The 16928-nt window shown below is 67.8% G+C and carries 17 protein-coding genes and 1 pseudogene; 9 read left to right on the forward strand and 9 right to left on the reverse strand.

Annotation, left to right across the window (positions count from 1 at the left end; all coding sequences use genetic code 11):
- Positions 1 to 25: 25 nt before the first annotated feature.
- From HTY53_RS07850 to HTY53_RS07860, 3 genes are all read right to left on the reverse strand, one after another.
- Positions 26 to 355: a c-type cytochrome gene (locus tag HTY53_RS07850; RefSeq protein WP_174105945.1), complete on the reverse strand. Its 330-nt coding sequence runs from the start codon at positions 353 to 355 to the stop codon at positions 26 to 28.
- 293 nt (positions 356 to 648) lie between these two features.
- Positions 649 to 1563 (reverse strand): BON domain-containing protein, encoded by a 915-nt coding sequence (locus tag HTY53_RS07855; protein WP_174105946.1) that lies wholly within the window; start codon positions 1561 to 1563, stop codon positions 649 to 651.
- Between the two features lie 124 nt (positions 1564 to 1687).
- A complete protein-coding gene (locus HTY53_RS07860) occupies positions 1688 to 2107 on the reverse strand; it encodes a YraN family protein (protein ID WP_174105947.1) in 420 nt (139 codons plus the stop codon).
- A gap of 18 nt (positions 2108 to 2125) precedes the next feature.
- Here HTY53_RS07860 and rsmI point away from each other — a divergent pair, with 18 nt between their 5' ends.
- Positions 2126 to 3025, forward strand: a complete 900-nt coding sequence (rsmI, locus tag HTY53_RS07865) for a 16S rRNA (cytidine(1402)-2'-O)-methyltransferase (protein WP_174105948.1) — start codon at positions 2126 to 2128, stop codon at positions 3023 to 3025.
- A 199-nt stretch (positions 3026 to 3224) separates the two neighbouring features.
- Here the strand turns inward: rsmI and HTY53_RS07870 are convergent, their stop codons facing one another.
- Positions 3225 to 3995: a septal ring lytic transglycosylase RlpA family protein gene (locus HTY53_RS07870; RefSeq protein WP_174105949.1), complete on the reverse strand. Its 771-nt coding sequence runs from the start codon at positions 3993 to 3995 to the stop codon at positions 3225 to 3227.
- Between the two features lie 371 nt (positions 3996 to 4366).
- Between HTY53_RS07870 and HTY53_RS07875 the strand changes: the two genes are divergently transcribed.
- The 3 genes and pseudogenes from HTY53_RS07875 to HTY53_RS07885 all read left to right on the forward strand — a co-directional run bounded on the left by HTY53_RS07875 (position 4367) and on the right by HTY53_RS07885 (position 6108).
- Complete coding sequence (locus HTY53_RS07875; protein WP_174105950.1) at positions 4367 to 5017, forward strand: MBL fold metallo-hydrolase; 651 nt, start codon at positions 4367 to 4369, stop codon at positions 5015 to 5017.
- A gap of 15 nt (positions 5018 to 5032) precedes the next feature.
- Positions 5033 to 5709, forward strand: a pseudogene (locus tag HTY53_RS07880) (exonuclease).
- Positions 5710 to 5889: 180 nt separating this feature from the next.
- Positions 5890 to 6108 carry a hypothetical protein gene (locus HTY53_RS07885; protein WP_149317523.1) on the forward strand — a complete coding sequence of 73 codons (219 nt, stop codon included), beginning with the start codon at positions 5890 to 5892 and terminating at the stop codon, positions 6106 to 6108.
- A gap of 159 nt (positions 6109 to 6267) precedes the next feature.
- Here the strand turns inward: HTY53_RS07885 and arsC are convergent, their stop codons facing one another.
- The gene (arsC, locus tag HTY53_RS07890; protein WP_149317522.1) at positions 6268 to 6627 is read right to left on the reverse strand and encodes an arsenate reductase (glutaredoxin); all 360 of its coding nucleotides are present in this window, start codon (positions 6625 to 6627) and stop codon (positions 6268 to 6270) included.
- Between the two features lie 114 nt (positions 6628 to 6741).
- On the opposite strand from arsC, the gene HTY53_RS07895 reads away from it, so the two are divergent.
- Positions 6742 to 7326: a GNAT family N-acetyltransferase gene (locus tag HTY53_RS07895; RefSeq protein WP_174105951.1), complete on the forward strand. Its 585-nt coding sequence runs from the start codon at positions 6742 to 6744 to the stop codon at positions 7324 to 7326.
- Positions 7327 to 7408: 82 nt separating this feature from the next.
- On the opposite strand, the gene HTY53_RS07900 is transcribed toward HTY53_RS07895, so the two are convergent.
- Together HTY53_RS07900 and HTY53_RS07905 are read right to left on the reverse strand one after the other, a co-directional pair.
- Positions 7409 to 8677: a M20/M25/M40 family metallo-hydrolase gene (locus tag HTY53_RS07900; protein ID WP_174105952.1), complete on the reverse strand. Its 1269-nt coding sequence runs from the start codon at positions 8675 to 8677 to the stop codon at positions 7409 to 7411.
- A gap of 67 nt (positions 8678 to 8744) precedes the next feature.
- A complete protein-coding gene (locus HTY53_RS07905; RefSeq protein ID WP_174105953.1) occupies positions 8745 to 10010 on the reverse strand; it encodes an allantoate amidohydrolase in 1266 nt (421 codons plus the stop codon).
- Positions 10011 to 10482: 472 nt separating this feature from the next.
- Between HTY53_RS07905 and HTY53_RS07910 the strand changes: the two genes are divergently transcribed.
- Both HTY53_RS07910 and HTY53_RS07915 read left to right on the forward strand, forming a co-directional pair.
- Positions 10483 to 11937 carry a C4-dicarboxylate transporter DctA gene (locus HTY53_RS07910; protein ID WP_174105954.1) on the forward strand — a complete coding sequence of 485 codons (1455 nt, stop codon included), beginning with the start codon at positions 10483 to 10485 and terminating at the stop codon, positions 11935 to 11937.
- Between the two features lie 42 nt (positions 11938 to 11979).
- Positions 11980 to 12669 (forward strand): GntR family transcriptional regulator, encoded by a 690-nt coding sequence (locus HTY53_RS07915; RefSeq protein WP_174105955.1) that lies wholly within the window; start codon positions 11980 to 11982, stop codon positions 12667 to 12669.
- A gap of 24 nt (positions 12670 to 12693) precedes the next feature.
- Here the strand turns inward: HTY53_RS07915 and HTY53_RS07920 are convergent, their stop codons facing one another.
- Both HTY53_RS07920 and HTY53_RS07925 read right to left on the reverse strand, forming a co-directional pair.
- Positions 12694 to 13059, reverse strand: coding sequence for a DUF2784 domain-containing protein (locus tag HTY53_RS07920; RefSeq protein ID WP_174105956.1), 366 nt, complete (start codon positions 13057 to 13059; stop codon positions 12694 to 12696).
- A 34-nt stretch (positions 13060 to 13093) separates the two neighbouring features.
- Positions 13094 to 14014, reverse strand: a complete 921-nt coding sequence (locus HTY53_RS07925; RefSeq protein WP_174105957.1) for a LysR family transcriptional regulator — start codon at positions 14012 to 14014, stop codon at positions 13094 to 13096.
- 245 nt (positions 14015 to 14259) lie between these two features.
- Here HTY53_RS07925 and gcl point away from each other — a divergent pair, with 245 nt between their 5' ends.
- Both gcl and hyi read left to right on the forward strand, forming a co-directional pair.
- Positions 14260 to 16050, forward strand: a complete 1791-nt coding sequence (gcl, locus tag HTY53_RS07930; protein ID WP_174105958.1) for a glyoxylate carboligase — start codon at positions 14260 to 14262, stop codon at positions 16048 to 16050.
- 94 nt (positions 16051 to 16144) lie between these two features.
- Positions 16145 to 16927, forward strand: coding sequence for a hydroxypyruvate isomerase (hyi, locus tag HTY53_RS07935; protein WP_174105959.1), 783 nt, complete (start codon positions 16145 to 16147; stop codon positions 16925 to 16927).
- Position 16928 lies beyond the last annotated feature (1 nt).

Consider the following 16928-nt stretch of genomic DNA (forward strand, 5'->3'; position numbering starts at 1 on the left):
AGCCTCCCTCGCTGGATTGAGCGCGTTATTTGACCGCGGCGAACCACTTGGCCATCGCGGCGATCTGCTCGTCGGTATAGCCCTTGGCGATCTGGTGCATCACCGTGGCCTCGCGCTTGCCGGTCTTGAACGCCTGCATCTGTTCGATCAGATAGGACTGCGGACGGCCCGCCAGTCCGGGCACCGGGCTGCCGGCCGGCGCCCGGCCGGATGGCCCGTGGCAGCTGGCGCAGGCAGCCGCCCAATCGCGCGCCTGTTCGATGGTGGGTTCGGCGGCGCTGGCCGGCGCAATGGCGAGCATCGCCAGCGCGGCCAGGCTCGCCGGTACGGCTCGCAGGGGATTGTTGTTCTTCATGGTCTCGCTCCTCGCTGGGATCGGCACATCGGCGCTTCGGTCGGCCATTGAAGTGGACCGGACCGGGCGACCGGCCGGGGCGCGCGTGTGACGCGCAAGGCAGGGCAACCCTATCACATCGGCCCGTGCGGGCGTACTGCGGTTTTCGCAGATGGTCGGACGGCAAACGCGAATGGCCGGCCGCAACATCAGCGTAGGTCAGCCGGGGGCGTGGCGGGAGCAGCCGGACGGTGGAGAGAGCGGCGAAGGCGCGCCGGGCTGGCTCGCCGGCGCGCTGCAGAGGTGGGAGACGATCAGGGCAGATTGCGGCCCGGAGGCAGGCCGACCGGACCGGGGACCGGCGCTGTGGTCGGTGCTGTCGTCGGCGCCGTGGTCGGCGCCGTCGTCGGCGATGACAGGTCGGCGCCGACGGGCGCGGGGGTCGAGGTGGTCGGCACGGAGCTGCCCGGCGCGCCCTGCACCGGCGCCGGCGTGCCGCCGACCGGTTCGCCCGGGGCCGCGTTCTGCGACGATGCGGCCGCGTCCAGGCGGGCGCGCTCGGCCTCGTCGATATAGTCGAACACCTTCACCACCTTGCTGACGCCGCCGACATTGCGCGCCGTCTCGGTGGCGCGATCGCCCTCGGGACGGGTCACCAGGCCCATCAGGTAGACCACGCCGCGTTCGGTGGTGACCTTGGTGGAATTCGACGGCACGCCTTCGGCGGTCATCAGCATCGTCTTGACCTTGCTCGTCACGAAGGCGTCCTGGCTCTGCGCGGCGAACGACGGCGACGACACCACCTCCAGCTCGTTGACGACCTCGCGCGCGTTCGGCAACCCGCGCACATACTGTTCGATCTGCTGGCGCAGATTGGCGTCCTTGACCTCGCCGGTCAGCAGCACCTTCTTGTTGAAGACCGTGACGTTGACGCGCGCCGCGCCGCTGTAGCGCGTGGCCAGCGTGTTTTCGATCTCGAGCTGCAGGCCGCGGTCGACCGCCTGGATCGACGTCGGGCGGCGGTCGGTGGCGCTCATCACGCCGGCCCCCATGGCGCCGGCGATCACCGGGAAGCAGCCGCTCAATTGGGTGGCGGCGGTCAGCATCAGCGTGGCGGTGGCGGCGGCGCGGGCGACGGCGGCGAGCCGTCCGGCACGGCGGGCCTTGGCGAGGGCGCGCACCGGCGTCGGTTCAGCGTGCGCGTCGCGCGAAAAAAGCGAAGTCTTCATGCGTTCCTTGCTGTAGCGGTAATGCGAAAGAGGTTCGGCAGTCGGCAGGGCGGCCTGCGCCGGGCGCGGGCAATCCCGGTGGGCCGTGCGCCGCAACGCGCATTATGACGGACGGACTGCGCTGTCATTCGGTCTCGCCTGCCCCGAATGCATCGCGCAGCCATTCCAGCCGTCGCGGTCCGATCGCCACCACATCGAGCCGGCAGCGCGGCGCGTGGTCCAGCGTCGCCAGATAGTGGTTGGCGGCCTGCAGAATGCGCTGGCGCTTGGTCATCGTGATGCTGGCCAGCGCGCCGCCGAACGCGTCGCTGCTGCGGGAACGCACCTCGACGAAGACCAGCGTGCCGTCCGGCGCGCGCATCACGAGGTCCAGCTCGCCGCCTTTGCAGCGATAATTGCGCACCACCAGCGCCAAACCCTGGCCCTGCAGATAGGCCAGCGCCCGCGCCTCGGCGCGCTCGCCGCGCACTTTCGCCGAGTCTTTCGTCGGGTTCTTCGCCGGGTCCTTCGCCGAATCTCGCGTCGAGGTTTTGAATGTGCGCATCAACGGAAGTTCTCAAGCATGACTGACTGGATCTCGCTGGCAACCGGCCAGTCCTATCCCACCGGGACGCTGTACGTCGTCGCCACGCCGATCGGCAACCTCGCCGATCTGACGCTGCGGGCGCTGCATGTGCTCGGCCTGGCCGATGCGATCGCCTGCGAGGACACCCGCAATACCGGCCAGTTGCTGTCGCGCCTCGGCTTGCAGCGACCGCTGCTGGCAGTCCACGAGCACAACGAACGCGAGGCCGGCGTGCGCGTGGTCGAGCGCCTTGCCGCCGGCGAGCGGATCGCCTATGTGTCCGACGCGGGCACGCCGGGCATCTCCGACCCGGGTGCGCGGCTGGTCGAAGCGGTGCGCGCCGCCGGCCATCGCGTGGTGCCGCTGCCGGGCCCGAGCGCGGCGGTGACTGCGCTGTCGGTGGCCGGCGACATGCTCGATACCGGCGCCGGCCGCTTCACCTTCGCCGGCTTCCTGCCGAGCAAGGCCAAGGCGCGCAGCGAGGCGATCGCCGCGCTGGCGACGCTCGACCACGCCTGGGTCATCTACGAAGCGCCGCACCGCATCGCCGACACGCTGGCCGCGCTGGCGCAGCAACTGCCGCCGACGCGCCGGCTGCTGATCGGCCGCGAATTGACCAAGCTGTTCGAACAGGCCGAAACCATGGCGGTCGCCGATGCGCCGGCCTGGCTGGCAGCCGATCCGGCGCGCGCCAAGGGCGAGTTCGTGCTGGTGATCGAAGGTGCAGGCGCATCGGCCAAGGGCGAGGCGGCGCTGGACGCAGACGCGCAGCGGGTACTGGGTCTGCTGCTGAAGGAGTTGCCGGCCAAGCGCGCCGCCAAGCTGGCCGCGGCCATCACCGGGGCCGATACCGCGGCGCTCTATGCGATGGCGCTGGCGCGCCGCGAGCAGGAATAAGACCGGAAAGATGCGAGGCGGAGCCGTGCGCGCCGGCATCGTGGTCGGCGCCGCTCAGGCGCTCCGGTGTGGATGCGCGGTGGAACGAAGGGCGACGCAGCGGGAGGCGAAGGGGCGCGCGAAGCGGGTCACGTAGAAGGCGCGGAGGCCGCAGCCGCGCCGATGCACAAGGAAGGACGCCAGGAAGGAGAAGCCGGCCTCAGCGAGCATGACCCTTGCTGGCCGTCTTGCGGGTCTTCAGCACCACGCGCTTCGGCTTGACCGTCTTGGCCGCGTCATCGTCGTCGACACCGTCGCCGCCGCCGTCGGTGGCGCCATCGTCCATGCCGGGCTCGCGCAGCGGGCCCAGCGCCGCCAGTTCCGTGCGCGACAGCCGGCGGATTTCGACCTGCGTATGTCCGCGGTCGACGAAGCCCAGCCGCTTTGCGGCGCGATATGAGACGTCAAGCACGCGGTTGCCGTGATACGGGCCGCGATCGTTGATGCGCAGCACCGCCACCTTGTCGTTGCGCAGATTGCGCACGAGGACCCAGCTGTCCAGCGGCAGCGACGGGTGGGCCGCCGTCATCGCGCCCATATCGAAGCGCTCGCCGTTGGCGGTCTTGCGGCCGTGGAACTGCTTGCCGTACCACGACGCCGTGCCGCGCTGCTCGAAGGTGCCGATATCCGCGCGCAGGCCTTCCAGCGAGGACGCGCGCGGCGTGCCGCGCGAGGCCGATTCGGTGTCGTCGCTCTCGTTGTCGCCCCACCCGAACAGGCGCCACGAGTTGGTCGGGGCCGGCGTTTCGGTGGCTGCGTTGGCTTGCGGCTCGTTGCGGGCGTCGCCGCGATGGTCGTTGTTCGGGGTTTTCGACTTGCGTGCCTGCGCCTGTTTTGCCGCGGGCGTCGCAGCCGTCGGCGCCGCATTCTGGTCGGCGGCAGCGCCGTCTGGATCGTCGTTCGGCGACACCGCACAGGCGGCCAGCGTCAACGCACAGGCGGCGTGAAAGCCGTAGCGGAGCGCGCGGCGAGCATGAGTAAGGAGGTGGGTCGGCCAAAGCATCGCGCGAGTCTAACATCGGTCGTCCGCGCGATTTACAGTGATTTTGTTACGAAATGTCTGGCTACGGCGTGCAATTGCTCGCAATCCCCGAACTGACAACGGATTGCGGCGATTCTCGGTGACTTCTTTGCGATTGGCACCGTAACAACGGAAAAGCATCGAAAGTCACATGACAGGCACTGGCGGAGGTCTGCCATGTCAACGATAGGCCGACGCTACAATGCGACGACACAGGCGAAAAACGCCGACCCGATCTCACCCGACGTGCCCTGCCGCGCGACCGCCCCACACCCGTCACGATGAAAGTCCTGCTGATTCCCGTCACGCCCTTCCAACAAAATTGCTCCCTGCTGATCGACGAGCGCACCGGGCGCGCCGCTGTCTGCGATCCCGGCGGCGATCTCGATCGGATCCGGAGCGCGCTGAAGGAGCAAGGCGTGACACTGGAGAAGATCCTGCTGACACACGGCCATCTGGACCACTGCGCCGGCGCCGCCGCGCTCTCGCGCGAATTCGGCGTGCCGATCGAGGGGCCGCATCGCGACGAGCAGTTCTGGATCGACCAGCTGCCGGAGCAAACCCAGCGCTTCGGCTTCGGCCACGCGGAGGCGTTCGTGCCCGATCGCTGGCTGGATCAGGGTGATACGGTGCAGTTCGGCGACGAAACGCTCGAGGTCTACCATTGCCCCGGCCATACGCCCGGCCACGTGGTGTTCTTCTCGCGCCCGCACCGGCTTGCCATCGTCGGCGACGTGCTGTTCGCCGGCTCGATCGGCCGCACCGATTTCCCGCGCGGCAACCACGCCGATTTGATCCGCTCGATCCGTACCAACCTGTGGCCGCTCGGCGAGGACGTGACGTTCGTGCCCGGGCACGGACCAGTCTCGACCTTCGGCGACGAACGGCGCGACAACCCCTTCGTCGCCGACCATCTGATCGACGTCGGCTAACCGCGTGCATCGACCATGGCGAAACAACAGGCTCTCCCGATACCCGTCCCGAGATCTACGTCAGCACCGATGTCGAAGCCGATGGCCCGATCCCGGGCCCGCACTCGATGCTGTCGTTCGCCTCGGTGGCGATGCTGGCCGACAAGACCGTGCTCGGCACCTTCTCGGCCAACCTGGAAACGCTGCCCGGCGCAGTCGGCCATCCGGTGCAGATGAAATGGTGGGAGACGGAGCCCGAGGCCTGGGCCGCCTGCCGGCGCGATCTGCAGCCGCCCGAGCAGGCGATGGTGCGCTATGTCGAATGGGTCGAAAGCCTGCCGGGAAAACCCGTGTTCGTAGCGTTCCCGGCCGGCTTCGATTTCACCTGGATGTTCTGGTACATGATGCGCTTCGCCGGCCGCTCGCCGTTCGGCTGGGCTGCGCTCGACATCAAGACGCTCGGTTTCTCGCTGACCGGCCTGCGCTACCGCCGCACCGTCAAGGCTGCGATGCCGGACGCATGGAAGGACCCGCTGCCGCATACCCATGTCGCGCTGGACGACGCGCTCGAACAGGGCGCGATGTTCTGCAATATGCTGGCCGCCCTGCGCGAGCGCGAAGCGGCCCTCGCGGCCATCGCCCCGCCCGGTCCTGCTTCGGCGGAGCCCGCCGATACGTCCGCACCGCCCGACGATCTGGCACAGCAGGGTTGACCCCTAGGTCGCGTCCGCGCCACGCTGGGCGGTGACCATGTCGCCATCGCCTATAGTAAAAGCGTGCATGGCCGTTCCGACGCCGCGCCGTGCGCAACTGCGGCGGCCTCGCCATGCATGGCGGTCCACCGCTATGGTCAAGACCGCCTGACGCGCGTTCCTGTCGAGGAGGTGTCGATCATGCGTTTCCATCCCGATCTTCACTGGCGGCATCTGGCCGAACGGCTGCACCGGCCACCGCACGCGCACAGTGTCGCCCACTCCCATCCCGCCGACGATGAAGCCGACATCGCCAAGGCCACGGTCTACGTCAGCACCGTGGCGCTGGTACTGCTGCTGATCGTGCTGGCGGCCATCGCTTTCGGTCAGGAGGCCATGCACTGGCTGGGTGTCAAATAACGACCCGCCTGAAGCTACCGCGCCTCCAGCACCGGGCCGGCCTCCATACGGAGGCCGGTTTCTATTTGGGGGATCGGTTCGAGCCGGCGTTCAGTTGGATCTGGGGATCGGTTCGATCTGGTGGACGACCTCGATCTCGAGCCCGGTCCGATCCGCGACTCAGGACAGCAGCGCGGCCACGTTCTCGGGCGGCCGGCCGATCGCCGCGCGCTGGCCGCGCACCACGATGGGCCGCTGCAGCAGGATCGGATGATCGGCCACGGCCTGCAGCACCTCGGCGTCGCTCAGACCCGGATCGGCCAGGTCGAGCTCGGCGTAGATCGCCTCGTTGTCGCGCACCATCTGCCGCACCGGCACGTCGAGCAGCGCATGCAGCTGCTTGAGCGTGGCCAGCGTCGGTGGCGTCTTCAGGTACTCGACCACCTCGACCGGTTCGCCCAGGCGTTCGGCAGCCTGCTGTACCAGCGCCAGCGTGTCGCGCGACTTGGAGCAGCGCGGATTGTGGTAAATCTTGATCATGGGTTCGTCACCTCGAAACGCAAACGTTGTCATCTTCGAACACGACGGACTATACAAGCAGTGCCGGCGACCCGGTGCGCCGCGCGCCTCCTCTTCGGTACCACTCCAGACGCCATGACCACGAACCAGGCCACCCTTGCCGCGCCCACCGTGCGCGATGCCACCGACGACGACCTCCCCGCGATCCACGCGATCTACACGCACCACGTGCTGCACGGCCGCGCGTCGTTCGAGGAAGTACCGCCCACGCTCGATGAAATGCGCGAGCGCCGCGCCGCGGTACTGGCAAAGGGCCTGCCCTATCTGGTGGCCGAGCTGCAGATCGACGGCCGCCCGGTGGTGGCGGGCTACGCCTACGCGTCGTCCTATCGCACGCGCAGCGCTTACCGCCACACCATCGAGGATTCGATCTACCTGGACGAGGCCCATCGCGGCCGCGGCATCGGCGCGGTACTGCTGGCCGCGCTGCTCGCCCGCTGCGAACACGGCCCCTGGCGCCAGATGGTCGCCGTGATCGCCTGCCCCGCCGGCGGCGAAGGCAACGGCTCGATCGCGCTGCACGAACGCATGGGCTTTCGCATGGCCGGCCGCCTGGAGGCGGTCGGCTTCAAGCATGGCCAGTGGATCGATACGGCGCTGATGCAGAGGGCGTTGGGAGCGGGCGCGACGGCGTTGCCAGGGGAGGCCGCGGCAAGTTGAGCCGCGGCTGCGGTCCAATGCAAACGGCCCGCATCAGCGGGCCGTTCGTCTATCCACAGGGCGGCGTCGGCCCAGGGTCAAATCACGACATCAAATCCGACAACGCCAGCGCCACCACCTTGGTGGCACGGTTCAGGTCGTTCAGCCGCAGGTTTTCGTCCGAGTTGTGGCCGCGGGCTTCCATCAGCGTGCGGGGGCCGGCGCCGTACAGCACGGTCGGGATGCCGCGGCTGGTGTAGTGGCGGGCGTCGGTGTACAGCGGCACGCCGTGCACCGGGATGTCGACGCCGAACACTTCCTCGGCGCGGCTCTTGAGCGCGCCGATCAGCTTCTCCACGCCCGGCAGTTCAGACAGCGGCTCGGCCAGGATGATGCGCTCGACCTTGACCTCGATGCCGGGGCGCTCCTTGGCGGCCTTCTCTACGACCGCGCGGATCTCGCCTTCCGCGTCGAAGCCGATCTCTTCCGGGATCATGCGGCGGTCGATGCGGAAGGTCACCAGGTCGGGCACCACGTTGGTGTTGATGCCGCCCTTGATCAGGCCGACGTTCAGCGTCGCGGTGTCGATGCCCGGCACCTTGGACTTGCGCGTGGCCAGCTCGGCGCGCAGACCGTAGACCGCCTGCAGGATGTGCGTCGCGGCTTCGATCGCGTCGACGCCGGTATGCGGCATCGCGGCATGGCCCTGCTTGCCCTTGACGGTGACTTCGACGTGCAGGCAGCCGTTATGCGCGGACGTGATGCCGTACGAGAAGCCGGCCGAGATCGCGTAATCCGGCTTGGTCAGACCCTGGTCCAGCAGGAACTTCGGACCGATGTCGCCGCCGGTTTCCTCGTCGTAGGTGAACTGCAGCTCGACCGTGCCGTTGAGCCTGGCGCCCTGCTTTTCGGCTTCCATCAGCGCCAGCACCGCGTAGGTGTAGGTGGCGAAATCCGACTTCGACACCGCCACGCCGCGGCCGTACATCACCGGACCGTGCTGGCTGTCGGCGATCTCGCCGCCGTACGGGTCCTTGGTCCAGCCCAGCCCCGGCGGCACCACGTCGCCGTGCGCGTTCATCGCGATGGTCGGACCGCCGTTGCCGAAGGTCTTGCGCACGATCAGGTTGGTGGCGCTGATCATGCCGGCCGCCTTGACCAGCTCGTCGGGCACCTTGTGCGCCTCGACCTGAAAGCCCAGGCCTTCCAGCAGTTGCCGCGCACGCGCGCCATGGGCGTCGCAGTCGCCCGGGGGGTTGTCCGAGGGGACCTTGACCAGCTCGGCAAGGAAGGCCTCCTGCTGCGGACGATGGGCGTCGATGAAGCTGGTCAGCGTGGTTTGCGTGGGGTTCATATGGTCTCGTGCGGTCATGGCTCTTCGCTGGTTGGCTGAGGGCGCGCTGGGCGCTGGAGTTGGTTCGGAATGAAGGCGACCGACATCAAGGACGGGCGCTGAAGTGTTCGACGAAGTCGGAGAACACCCGCGCGGCGAGCGCGGCGTCCTCGACCGTCATGGTCTCGGTCGGATGGTGGCTGATGCCGCCGTTGCCGCAGCGCACGAACAGCATCGCCACGTCGGCGATCGCGGCGATCGCCATCGCGTCGTGGCCGGCGCCGGACGGCAGCAGACGCACGGGCACACCCTGGCGTTCGATCGCCGCGGCCCATTGCTGCTGCAGCCACGGGGCGCACGGCACGCTGGCCGCCTCGTGCGTCTTGCGTACTTGCGGGCGGACCTGGCGACGGGCGCAGACACGTTCGATCTCGGCCAGCACGTCGGCGACGGCGGCCTGCCGCACCGCATCCTCACCGGCGCGGATGTCGATCGAGAACACCGCGCGGCCGGGTACCACATTGGCCGCGCCGTTCGGTACGTTGAACTGACCGACGGTGCCGACGAGGCCCGGCGTGCCGCTGCAGCGGCGTTCGATGAACAGGCCGATCTCGGCGGCGGCCATCGCGGCGTCCCGGCGCATGTCCATGGGCACCGTGCCGGCATGGCCGGCCAGGCCGTCGAGCTCGACGATAAAGCGGGTCGCGCCGGAAATCGCGGTCACCACGCCGACCGGCAGGTTCTCGTTCAGCAGCACCGGCCCCTGTTCGATGTGCACTTCGACGAAGGCCAGCACCCTGTCGCGCGCGTGCGCCGCGGCCGGCAGCCCCGAAGGATCGAAGCCGGCGGCGCGCATCACCTCGCGCATGGTCTTGCCGCTGTCGTCGACGTTGTCGAGCACGTTCTGGTCGAAGGTGCCGGCGATCGCGCGGCTGCCCAGCAGCGTCGCCTTGAAGCGCACACCCTCTTCCTCCGCAAAGCCCACCACCTCGATCGCGAACGGAAAGCGTTTGCCCTGACGGTGCCATTCGGCGACGCAGGCGATCGGCAGGATCACGCCCAGATTGCCGTCGTAGCGGCCGGCATCGCGCACCGTATCGAAATGCGATCCGGTCAGCAGGGCCGGCGCGCCCGGCTCGGTGCCTTCATAGCGGCCGATCACGTTGCCGGCGGCGTCGCGGCGCACCGTCATGCCGGCCGCTTCCATCCAGGCCGCGAGCTGGGCGGCGGCGCCGTGGTGCGCGTCGGTCAGATAGGTGCGAGTCAGCATGCCCGGCTGCTCGGTATGGACGGCGAGGGCGTCGGCCCAGGCCATGATGCGCGCGCCAACTTCGGTGCCGGACACCGTGGAGGGCGTTGTGGATGCTGCCATGCGTGTCTCCTGCTGAACGGATCGTGCCGGCTGTACGCCGGCACCCGGGCCCCCGGACGGGGATGCGATGACTGTAGCGCGCTCGCTTGCGGCCTGGCGAGCCTGTTGGGCTGGCCGTCTGGCGCGGTGGCTGTTGTGCTTGTGTGCTGCGCTGTTTCCCCGGCGCTTGGGCGCGCACGGGTGCATCGATGCAGGCCATGTTAGCACAGTGAATTCAAAAATTGCATACAAAAAAGATATGCACTATATTCGGGTCCAGGTTCCGACAAAGCGCTGCGGACAATCCGGTCCAGACAGCCGTCGGCGTGAATTCCGCCCCAACAGGGGGGCCTTCCACGCGAGCCCACACCCCCGCACCGGGGAGGTGTGCCGGACCCGAGACACCGTTGCCCACAAGCGGCACGGTGGCAGTCCTGAATCGAACAGGGCGAGCCGTCACACCGATACGGACCCGCCCGTCTGGAGACAAGTCATGCAGCAACCCGCCCTGCCCGGCGCCAGCCGGCCGCACGCGCCCACGCCCAATCCCGTCCCCCGCCATCCGCTCCATCGCTTCACGCGCTCGCTGTTCGGCCAGGTGCTGATCGCGCTGGTGCTGGGCACCGTGCTTGGCCTCGCCTTTCCCGAGTTCGCCGCCAAATTGAAGCCACTCGGCGACGCCTTCATCAAGCTGATCAAGATGTTGATCGCGCCGATCGTGTTCTGCGTGGTCGTCGCCGGCATCTGTGGCGCTGGCGAGCTGAAAAAGGTCGGCCGCGTCGGCGTCAAGGCGGTGATCTATTTCGAGATCGTCACCACCATCGCGCTGGCGCTTGGCATTGTGCTCGCGTATGTGTTCGAGCCGGGCGCCGGCATGAACGTCAACCCGGCCTCGCTGGACGCCTCGGCGATGAGCGCCTATGTCGACAACGCGGCCAAGGTGGCCAGCGGCGGCACCGTCGACTTCCTGCTCAAGCTGATTCCGTCGACCATGATCGGCGCCTTCTCGTCGGGCGACGTGCTGCAGGTGCTGCTGGTTTCGGTGCTGTTCGGCTGCGCGCTGTCGCTGATCGGCGAGCCGGGCCGGCCGCTGGTCCGGCTGATCGACACCTTCTCGCAGGCGCTGTTCAAGATGATGAGCTTCATCATCAAGCTGGCGCCGCTGGGCGTGCTGGGCGCGGTGGCCTTCACCGTTGGCAAGTACGGCATCGGTTCGCTCAAGCAGCTGGGCTTCCTGGTGGTGCTGTTCTACGGCGCCGTCGTCGTGTTCGTGGCCGTGGTGCTGGGCACCGTGATGCGGCTGTCGGGCTTCTCGGTGTTCAAGCTGATCAAGTACCTGCGCGCCGAACTGCTGGTGGTGCTGGGCACCGCCTCGTCCGACAGCGTGCTGCCGCAGATCATGCGCAAGCTGGAATTCATGGGCATTCGCAAGTCGGTGGTGGGCCTGGTGATTCCGACCGGTTACTCGTTCAACCTCGACGCCTTCTCGATCTACCTGACGCTGGCCGCGGTGTTCATCGCGCAGGCCACCAATACCGCGCTGTCGATGGCCGACCTGCTCGGCATCCTGGCGGTGGCGCTGGTGACCTCCAAGGGCGCCCACGGCATTCCGGGTTCCGCCATCGTGATCCTGGCCGCGACGCTGTCGGCGCATCCGGCGATCCCGGCGATCGGCCTGGTGCTGGTGCTGTCGGTCGACTGGTTCATCGGCATCGCCCGTGCGCTCGGCAACCTGATCGGCAACTGCGTCGCCACCGTGGTGGTTGCGGCCTGGGAAAAAGACATCGATCGCGAACGCGCGCATGCCGTGCTGAACGGCGAGATCCCGACCGCCGAACTGGACGAGGGCCTGAGCGCGCCGGTGCTTGATGGCCTGGACGGCCTGGAGGGTGGCCAAGCCACGGCCCCCGGGTATGCGCCGGTGCCGGGTAAAGCCACGGGACGATAGAATTCGGCATTTCCCCCAAGCGCGCCGCCCGCGCTGCGCCCCATGCCCGAGCATATCGACCCTGCCATGACCGCCGAGGCGATCGCCGACGACATCGTCGCGGCGATCGTCTCGCACCGCCTGCCGCCCGGCACCAAGCTGCGCGAGGAGGCTCTGGCGGCGGTCTACCGGGTCAGCCGTACCAAGGTGCGCGCGGCGCTGCTGATGCTGTCCAAGGACAAGGTGATCCAGATCGTGCCCGACAAGGGCGCCTTCGTCGCCAAGCCCAGCGCCGAGGAGGCGCGCGAGGTCTTTGCCGTGCGGCGCATTCTGGAGGCCGCGCTGGCGCGCGAATTCGTCGCGCGCGCCACCGCCGCCGACTACAAGCGGATCGACAAGCATCTGGCCGCCGAAAGGAAGGCTCTGGCCGGCAACGACGCGCAAACGCGTACCCGCCTGCTCAGCGACTTCCATATCCTGCTGGCCGAGGTGGTCGGCAACAAGGTGCTGATCGAGATGCTGCACGAGCTGTCGATGCGCAGCGCGGTAATCACGATGCTGTACCAGTCGCGCCGGGACGCGGCCTGCTCCTCGGACGAACATCGCGAGTTCATCGAAGCGGCCCGCGCCGGCGACGCCGAGCGCGCGGTCGAGCTGATGGTCGGCCACCTGAGTCATGTCGAAGGCGCGCTGCACTTCGACGAGGTGCCGGCGCCGGCCGGCAAGGATCTGGTGGCGGCGCTGCTTGCCTGACTCCATCGTCCGCGGCGCGCCGCGTCAGCGCTTGCGCCGCCGCGACCACCACCACAGCCCGTACACCGCGACATTGATCGCCACCACCACCGCTCCCAACCACAGCTGCGTCTCCCGCGTCAGCGCCTGCGGGTACAGCAGCGGCAGCAGATACTGCTCGACGAAGCCGCCGGCATAGCCCTGTTCGCCGGCGGCGTGCCGCAGCCGGTTCTCCAGCGGGGTCAGTGGGCAGATCCAGCCGGTCCATTCGACAGTGGCGCCCCACAGCGCGGCCGGCAGATGCAGCCATGCGATGCGGGGCCAGCGCCACAGCAGCACGCCGCCCGCGACCACGAAGGCGACGAACAGCAGGTGCAGCAGCACCACGGCGTCGGCGAGCCAGGCGGCCATCGGCCCTCCTCTACACAGCAAGCGCTTCGGGTCCTTACGGGCAACCGGAACGCGCGGTCCAGTAGCCCGGGCGGTTGTACTCGGTCTTCAGGTGTTCGATGAAGAAGCGGATCTTCGCCGGCACCGGACGCTGTTGCGGATACACCGCCAGGATGTCGTAGTCGGGCAAGGCGTATTCATCCAGCACCGTGATCAGTTCCCCGCTCTCCAGCTGCGGCAGGATTTCCCACGTCGAGCGCCAGCCCAGCCCCAGCCCCTCGCAGGTCCAGCGGTGCAGCAGCTCGCCGTCGTTGCAGTCGAGATTGCCGGTCACGCGCACGCTGACGGCCTTGCCGTTCTGGCGGAAGTACCAGCCGCGCTGCTGCCCGCCCTGCAGATTGAAGGCCAGGCAGTTGTGCTGCGCCAGGTCGTCGAGCGTGCGCGGCACACCGTGCCGCGCAAAGTAGGCCGGCGTGCCGCACACCACGCGCTTGTTGGTCGCCAGCTTGATCGCGACGAAATTTGGGTCGATCGCGCCGCCGATGCGGATGCCGACATCGTAGCCCTCCCGTACCAGATCGACCACGCGGTCGGTCAGGTTGAACGAGATCTGCACCTCGGGATTGTTGGCGAGAAATGCCGGCGCGTGCGGCGCCACATGCTTGCGGCCGAACGCCGCGGGTGCCGAAACGATCAGATGGCCGGTCGCCTTGTGGCGGCCCTCGGCGATCAGCATCTCGGCGCGGTCCAGGTCGGCCAGCGCCTTCTTGCACTGCTCCATGAAGGCGGCGCCCTGCTCGGTCACGGCGATGCGCCGCGTGGAGCGGTGCAGCAATTTGACGCCGATGCGCGCCTCCAGCGCGTTGATGCGCCGGCCGATCATCACCGGCGTGACGCCCTGAGTCAGCGCGGCGGCCGCCATGCTGCCCTGCTCCACCACCGAGATGAAGGCCTCGATCTGTTTGAGTTTGTCCAACCTTAGTCTCCTCCCGCGCACGATTGTGCGCCGCGCCGCCGTGCCGCGGCATCCGCCGCGCGCTATGCCGGCAATGCGCCGGAACGCATGACGCCGGTGAACGCGGACGGTGCGCCGGCGCACGCGCCAGACGACATCATTCCAAACCTCAGGTATGGAATCAACTGATCTCTCTTCCCTTTATCGCAGCGCCAAGGCGGTAATAGGATCGACTCCAACGGAATTCATCACCATTGGAGACAGACATGCCGAAGATGAGAGCAGTGGACGCGGCAGTGGCCGTGCTGGAAAAGGAAGGCATCACCGTGGCGTTCGGCGTACCGGGCGCCGCCATCAACCCGTTCTATTCGGCGATGCGCAAGACGGGCTCGATCGACCACTATCTGGCGCGCCACGTCGAGGGTGCCTCGCACATGGCCGAGGGCTACACCCGCGCCGAGGCCGGCAATATCGGCGTCTGCATCGGCACCTCGGGTCCGGCCGGCACCGACATGATCACCGGCCTGTATTCGGCCTGGGCCGACTCGATTCCCATCCTCTGCATCACCGGCCAGGCGCCGCGTGCGCGTCTGTACAAGGAAGATTTCCAGGCCGTCGACATCGAATCGATCGCCAAGCCCGTGACCAAGTGGGCGGTCACCGTGCGCGAGCCCGCACTGGTGCCGCAGGTGTTCCAGCAGGCCTTCCACCTGATGCGTTCGGGCCGTCCCGGTCCGGTGCTGATCGATTTGCCGTTCGACGTGCAGGTCGCGGAAATCGAGTTCGATCCGGAAACGTACCAGCCGCTGCAGCCGTACAAGCCCGCGGCGTCGCGCGCGCAGATCGAGAAGGCGATCGCGATGCTGAACGCCTCGGCCAAGCCGCTGATCGTCTGCGGCGGCGGGGTGATCAATGCCGATGCGGCCGAACTGCTGGTCGAGTTCGCCGAACTGGTCAACGTGCCCGTGGTGCCGACGCTGATGGGCTGGGGCGTACTGGCCGACGACCATCCGCTGCAGGCCGGCATGGTCGGGCTGCAGACCTCGCACCGCTACGGCAACGCGAACCTGCTGGCGTCGGACTTCGTGATGGGCATCGGCAACCGCTGGGCCAACCGCCACACCGGCAGCGTCGATGTCTACACCAAGGGCCGCAAGTTCGTGCACGTCGATATCGAGCCGACGCAGATCGGCCGCGTGTTCGGCCCGGACCTGGGCATCGTCTCCGATGCGAAGCTGGCGCTGGAGCAGTTCGTCGAGGTCGCCCGCGAGATGAAGCAGGCCGGCCGGCTGCCGTGCCGCAAGGCCTGGGTCGCCGAGGTGCAGCAGCGCCGCCGCACCATGCACCGCAAGAGCGATTTCGACAACGTTCCGGTCAAGCCGCAGCGTGTCTATCGCGAGATGAACCAGTACTTCCCGCGCGACGTGCGCTACGTCAGCACGATCGGCCTGTCGCAGATCGCCGCGGCGCAGTTCCTGTCGGTCAACCAGCCGCGCCACTGGATCAACTGCGGCCAGGCCGGCCCGCTGGGCTGGACCATTCCGGCGGCGATCGGCGTCAAGGTTGCGTCGCCCGAATCGGACGTGGTGGCGATCTCCGGCGACTACGACTTCCAGTTCATGATCGAGGAGCTGGCGGTGGCGGCGCAGTTCAAGGTGCCGTACATCCACGTGCTGGTGAACAACTCCTATCTCGGTCTGATCCGCCAGGCGCAGCGCAATTTCGAGATGGACTACTGCGTGCAGCTGGCCTTCGACAACGTCAACGCGCCGGAACTGAACGGCTATGGCGTCGACCACGTCAAGGTGGTCGAAGGCCTGGGCTGCAAGGCGATCCGCGTGTTCAAGCCCGAGGACATCGCGCCGGCCTTCGCCGAGGCGCGCGACCTGATGGCCGAGTTCTCGGTGCCGGTGGTGGTCGAGGTGATCCTGGAACGCGTAACCAATATCGCGATGGGCACCGAGATCGACAACATCAACGAGTTCGAGCCGATCGAGGATCGCGTCGACGAGGAAGCCGACACGGCGATCCTGAAAGAAGAAGCGGAAACGGCCTGACGCGCGCGCAGGCGGACGTGCGCCGATCGATCGGCGTGCCGTCCGCCGCCCTCGGACCGTAACGACATCACTACCCAGACTGTTGGAGACAACCATGCCGAAACTGGCTGCCAACCTGACCATGCTGTTCAACGAGGTCGGTTTCCTCGACCGCTTCGAAGCCGCCGCGCGCGCGGGCTTTCGCGGCGTCGAGTTCCTGTTCCCCTATGCCTTCCACGCCGATCAGATCGCCGATCGGCTCAACCGCTTCCAGCTCGACCTGGTGCTGCACAACCTGCCGGCCGGCAAGTGGGAAGCGGGCGAGCGCGGCATCGCCTGCCATCCGGATCGCGTCGGCGAATTTCAGGACGGCGTCGGCGACGCGATCCAGTACGCCAAGGTGCTCGGCGTGCAGCAGCTGAACTGCCTGGCAGGCATCCTGCCGCAGAACGTCAGGCGCGAGCAGGCCCAGGAAACGCTGGTCGAGAATCTGCGCTTTGCCGCCCGCAAGCTGGCTGCCGAAAAGATCGACCTGCTGATCGAGCCGATCAATACCTTCGACATCCCCGGCTTCTTCCTGTCGCGCACGCAGCAGGCGCTCGATCTGATCGACCAGGTCGGCGAGCCCAACCTTTACGTGCAGTACGACATCTATCACATGCAGCGGATGGAAGGCGAAATCGCCGCCACGCTGAAGGCCAACCTGCCGCGCATCCGGCATGTGCAACTGGCCGACAATCCGGGCCGCAACGAGCCCGGCACCGGCGAGCTGAACTACGGCTTCCTGTTCTCCTGGCTCGACCAGATCGGCTACACGGGCTGGGTCGGCTGCGAATACAAGCCGCGCACGAGCACCGAGGCCGGCCTGGGCTGGCGCGCGCAGTTCGGCGTGCAGTGAT

Source organism: Cupriavidus gilardii, assembly GCF_013314895.1.
Taxonomy (GTDB): Bacteria; Pseudomonadota; Gammaproteobacteria; order Burkholderiales; family Burkholderiaceae; genus Cupriavidus; species Cupriavidus gilardii_C.

Coding starts and splice junctions, on each gene's coding strand:
- HTY53_RS07905 (WP_174105953.1), bottom strand. CDS start 10,010: ATGGCAGCATCCACAACGCCCTCCACGGTGTCCGGCACCGAAGTTGGC.
- HTY53_RS07895 (WP_174105951.1), top strand. CDS start 6,742: ATGACCACGAACCAGGCCACCCTTGCCGCGCCCACCGTGCGCGATGCC.
- HTY53_RS07855 (WP_174105946.1), bottom strand. CDS start 1,563: ATGAAGACTTCGCTTTTTTCGCGCGACGCGCACGCTGAACCGACGCCG.
- HTY53_RS07860 (WP_174105947.1), bottom strand. CDS start 2,107: ATGCGCACATTCAAAACCTCGACGCGAGATTCGGCGAAGGACCCGGCG.
- HTY53_RS07885 (WP_149317523.1), top strand. CDS start 5,890: ATGCGTTTCCATCCCGATCTTCACTGGCGGCATCTGGCCGAACGGCTG.
- gcl (WP_174105958.1), top strand. CDS start 14,260: ATGCCGAAGATGAGAGCAGTGGACGCGGCAGTGGCCGTGCTGGAAAAG.
- HTY53_RS07900 (WP_174105952.1), bottom strand. CDS start 8,677: ATGACCGCACGAGACCATATGAACCCCACGCAAACCACGCTGACCAGC.
- hyi (WP_174105959.1), top strand. CDS start 16,145: ATGCCGAAACTGGCTGCCAACCTGACCATGCTGTTCAACGAGGTCGGT.
- arsC (WP_149317522.1), bottom strand. CDS start 6,627: ATGATCAAGATTTACCACAATCCGCGCTGCTCCAAGTCGCGCGACACG.
- HTY53_RS07915 (WP_174105955.1), top strand. CDS start 11,980: ATGCCCGAGCATATCGACCCTGCCATGACCGCCGAGGCGATCGCCGAC.
- HTY53_RS07875 (WP_174105950.1), top strand. CDS start 4,367: ATGAAAGTCCTGCTGATTCCCGTCACGCCCTTCCAACAAAATTGCTCC.
- rsmI (WP_174105948.1), top strand. CDS start 2,126: ATGACTGACTGGATCTCGCTGGCAACCGGCCAGTCCTATCCCACCGGG.
- HTY53_RS07910 (WP_174105954.1), top strand. CDS start 10,483: ATGCAGCAACCCGCCCTGCCCGGCGCCAGCCGGCCGCACGCGCCCACG.
- HTY53_RS07920 (WP_174105956.1), bottom strand. CDS start 13,059: ATGGCCGCCTGGCTCGCCGACGCCGTGGTGCTGCTGCACCTGCTGTTC.
- HTY53_RS07850 (WP_174105945.1), bottom strand. CDS start 355: ATGAAGAACAACAATCCCCTGCGAGCCGTACCGGCGAGCCTGGCCGCG.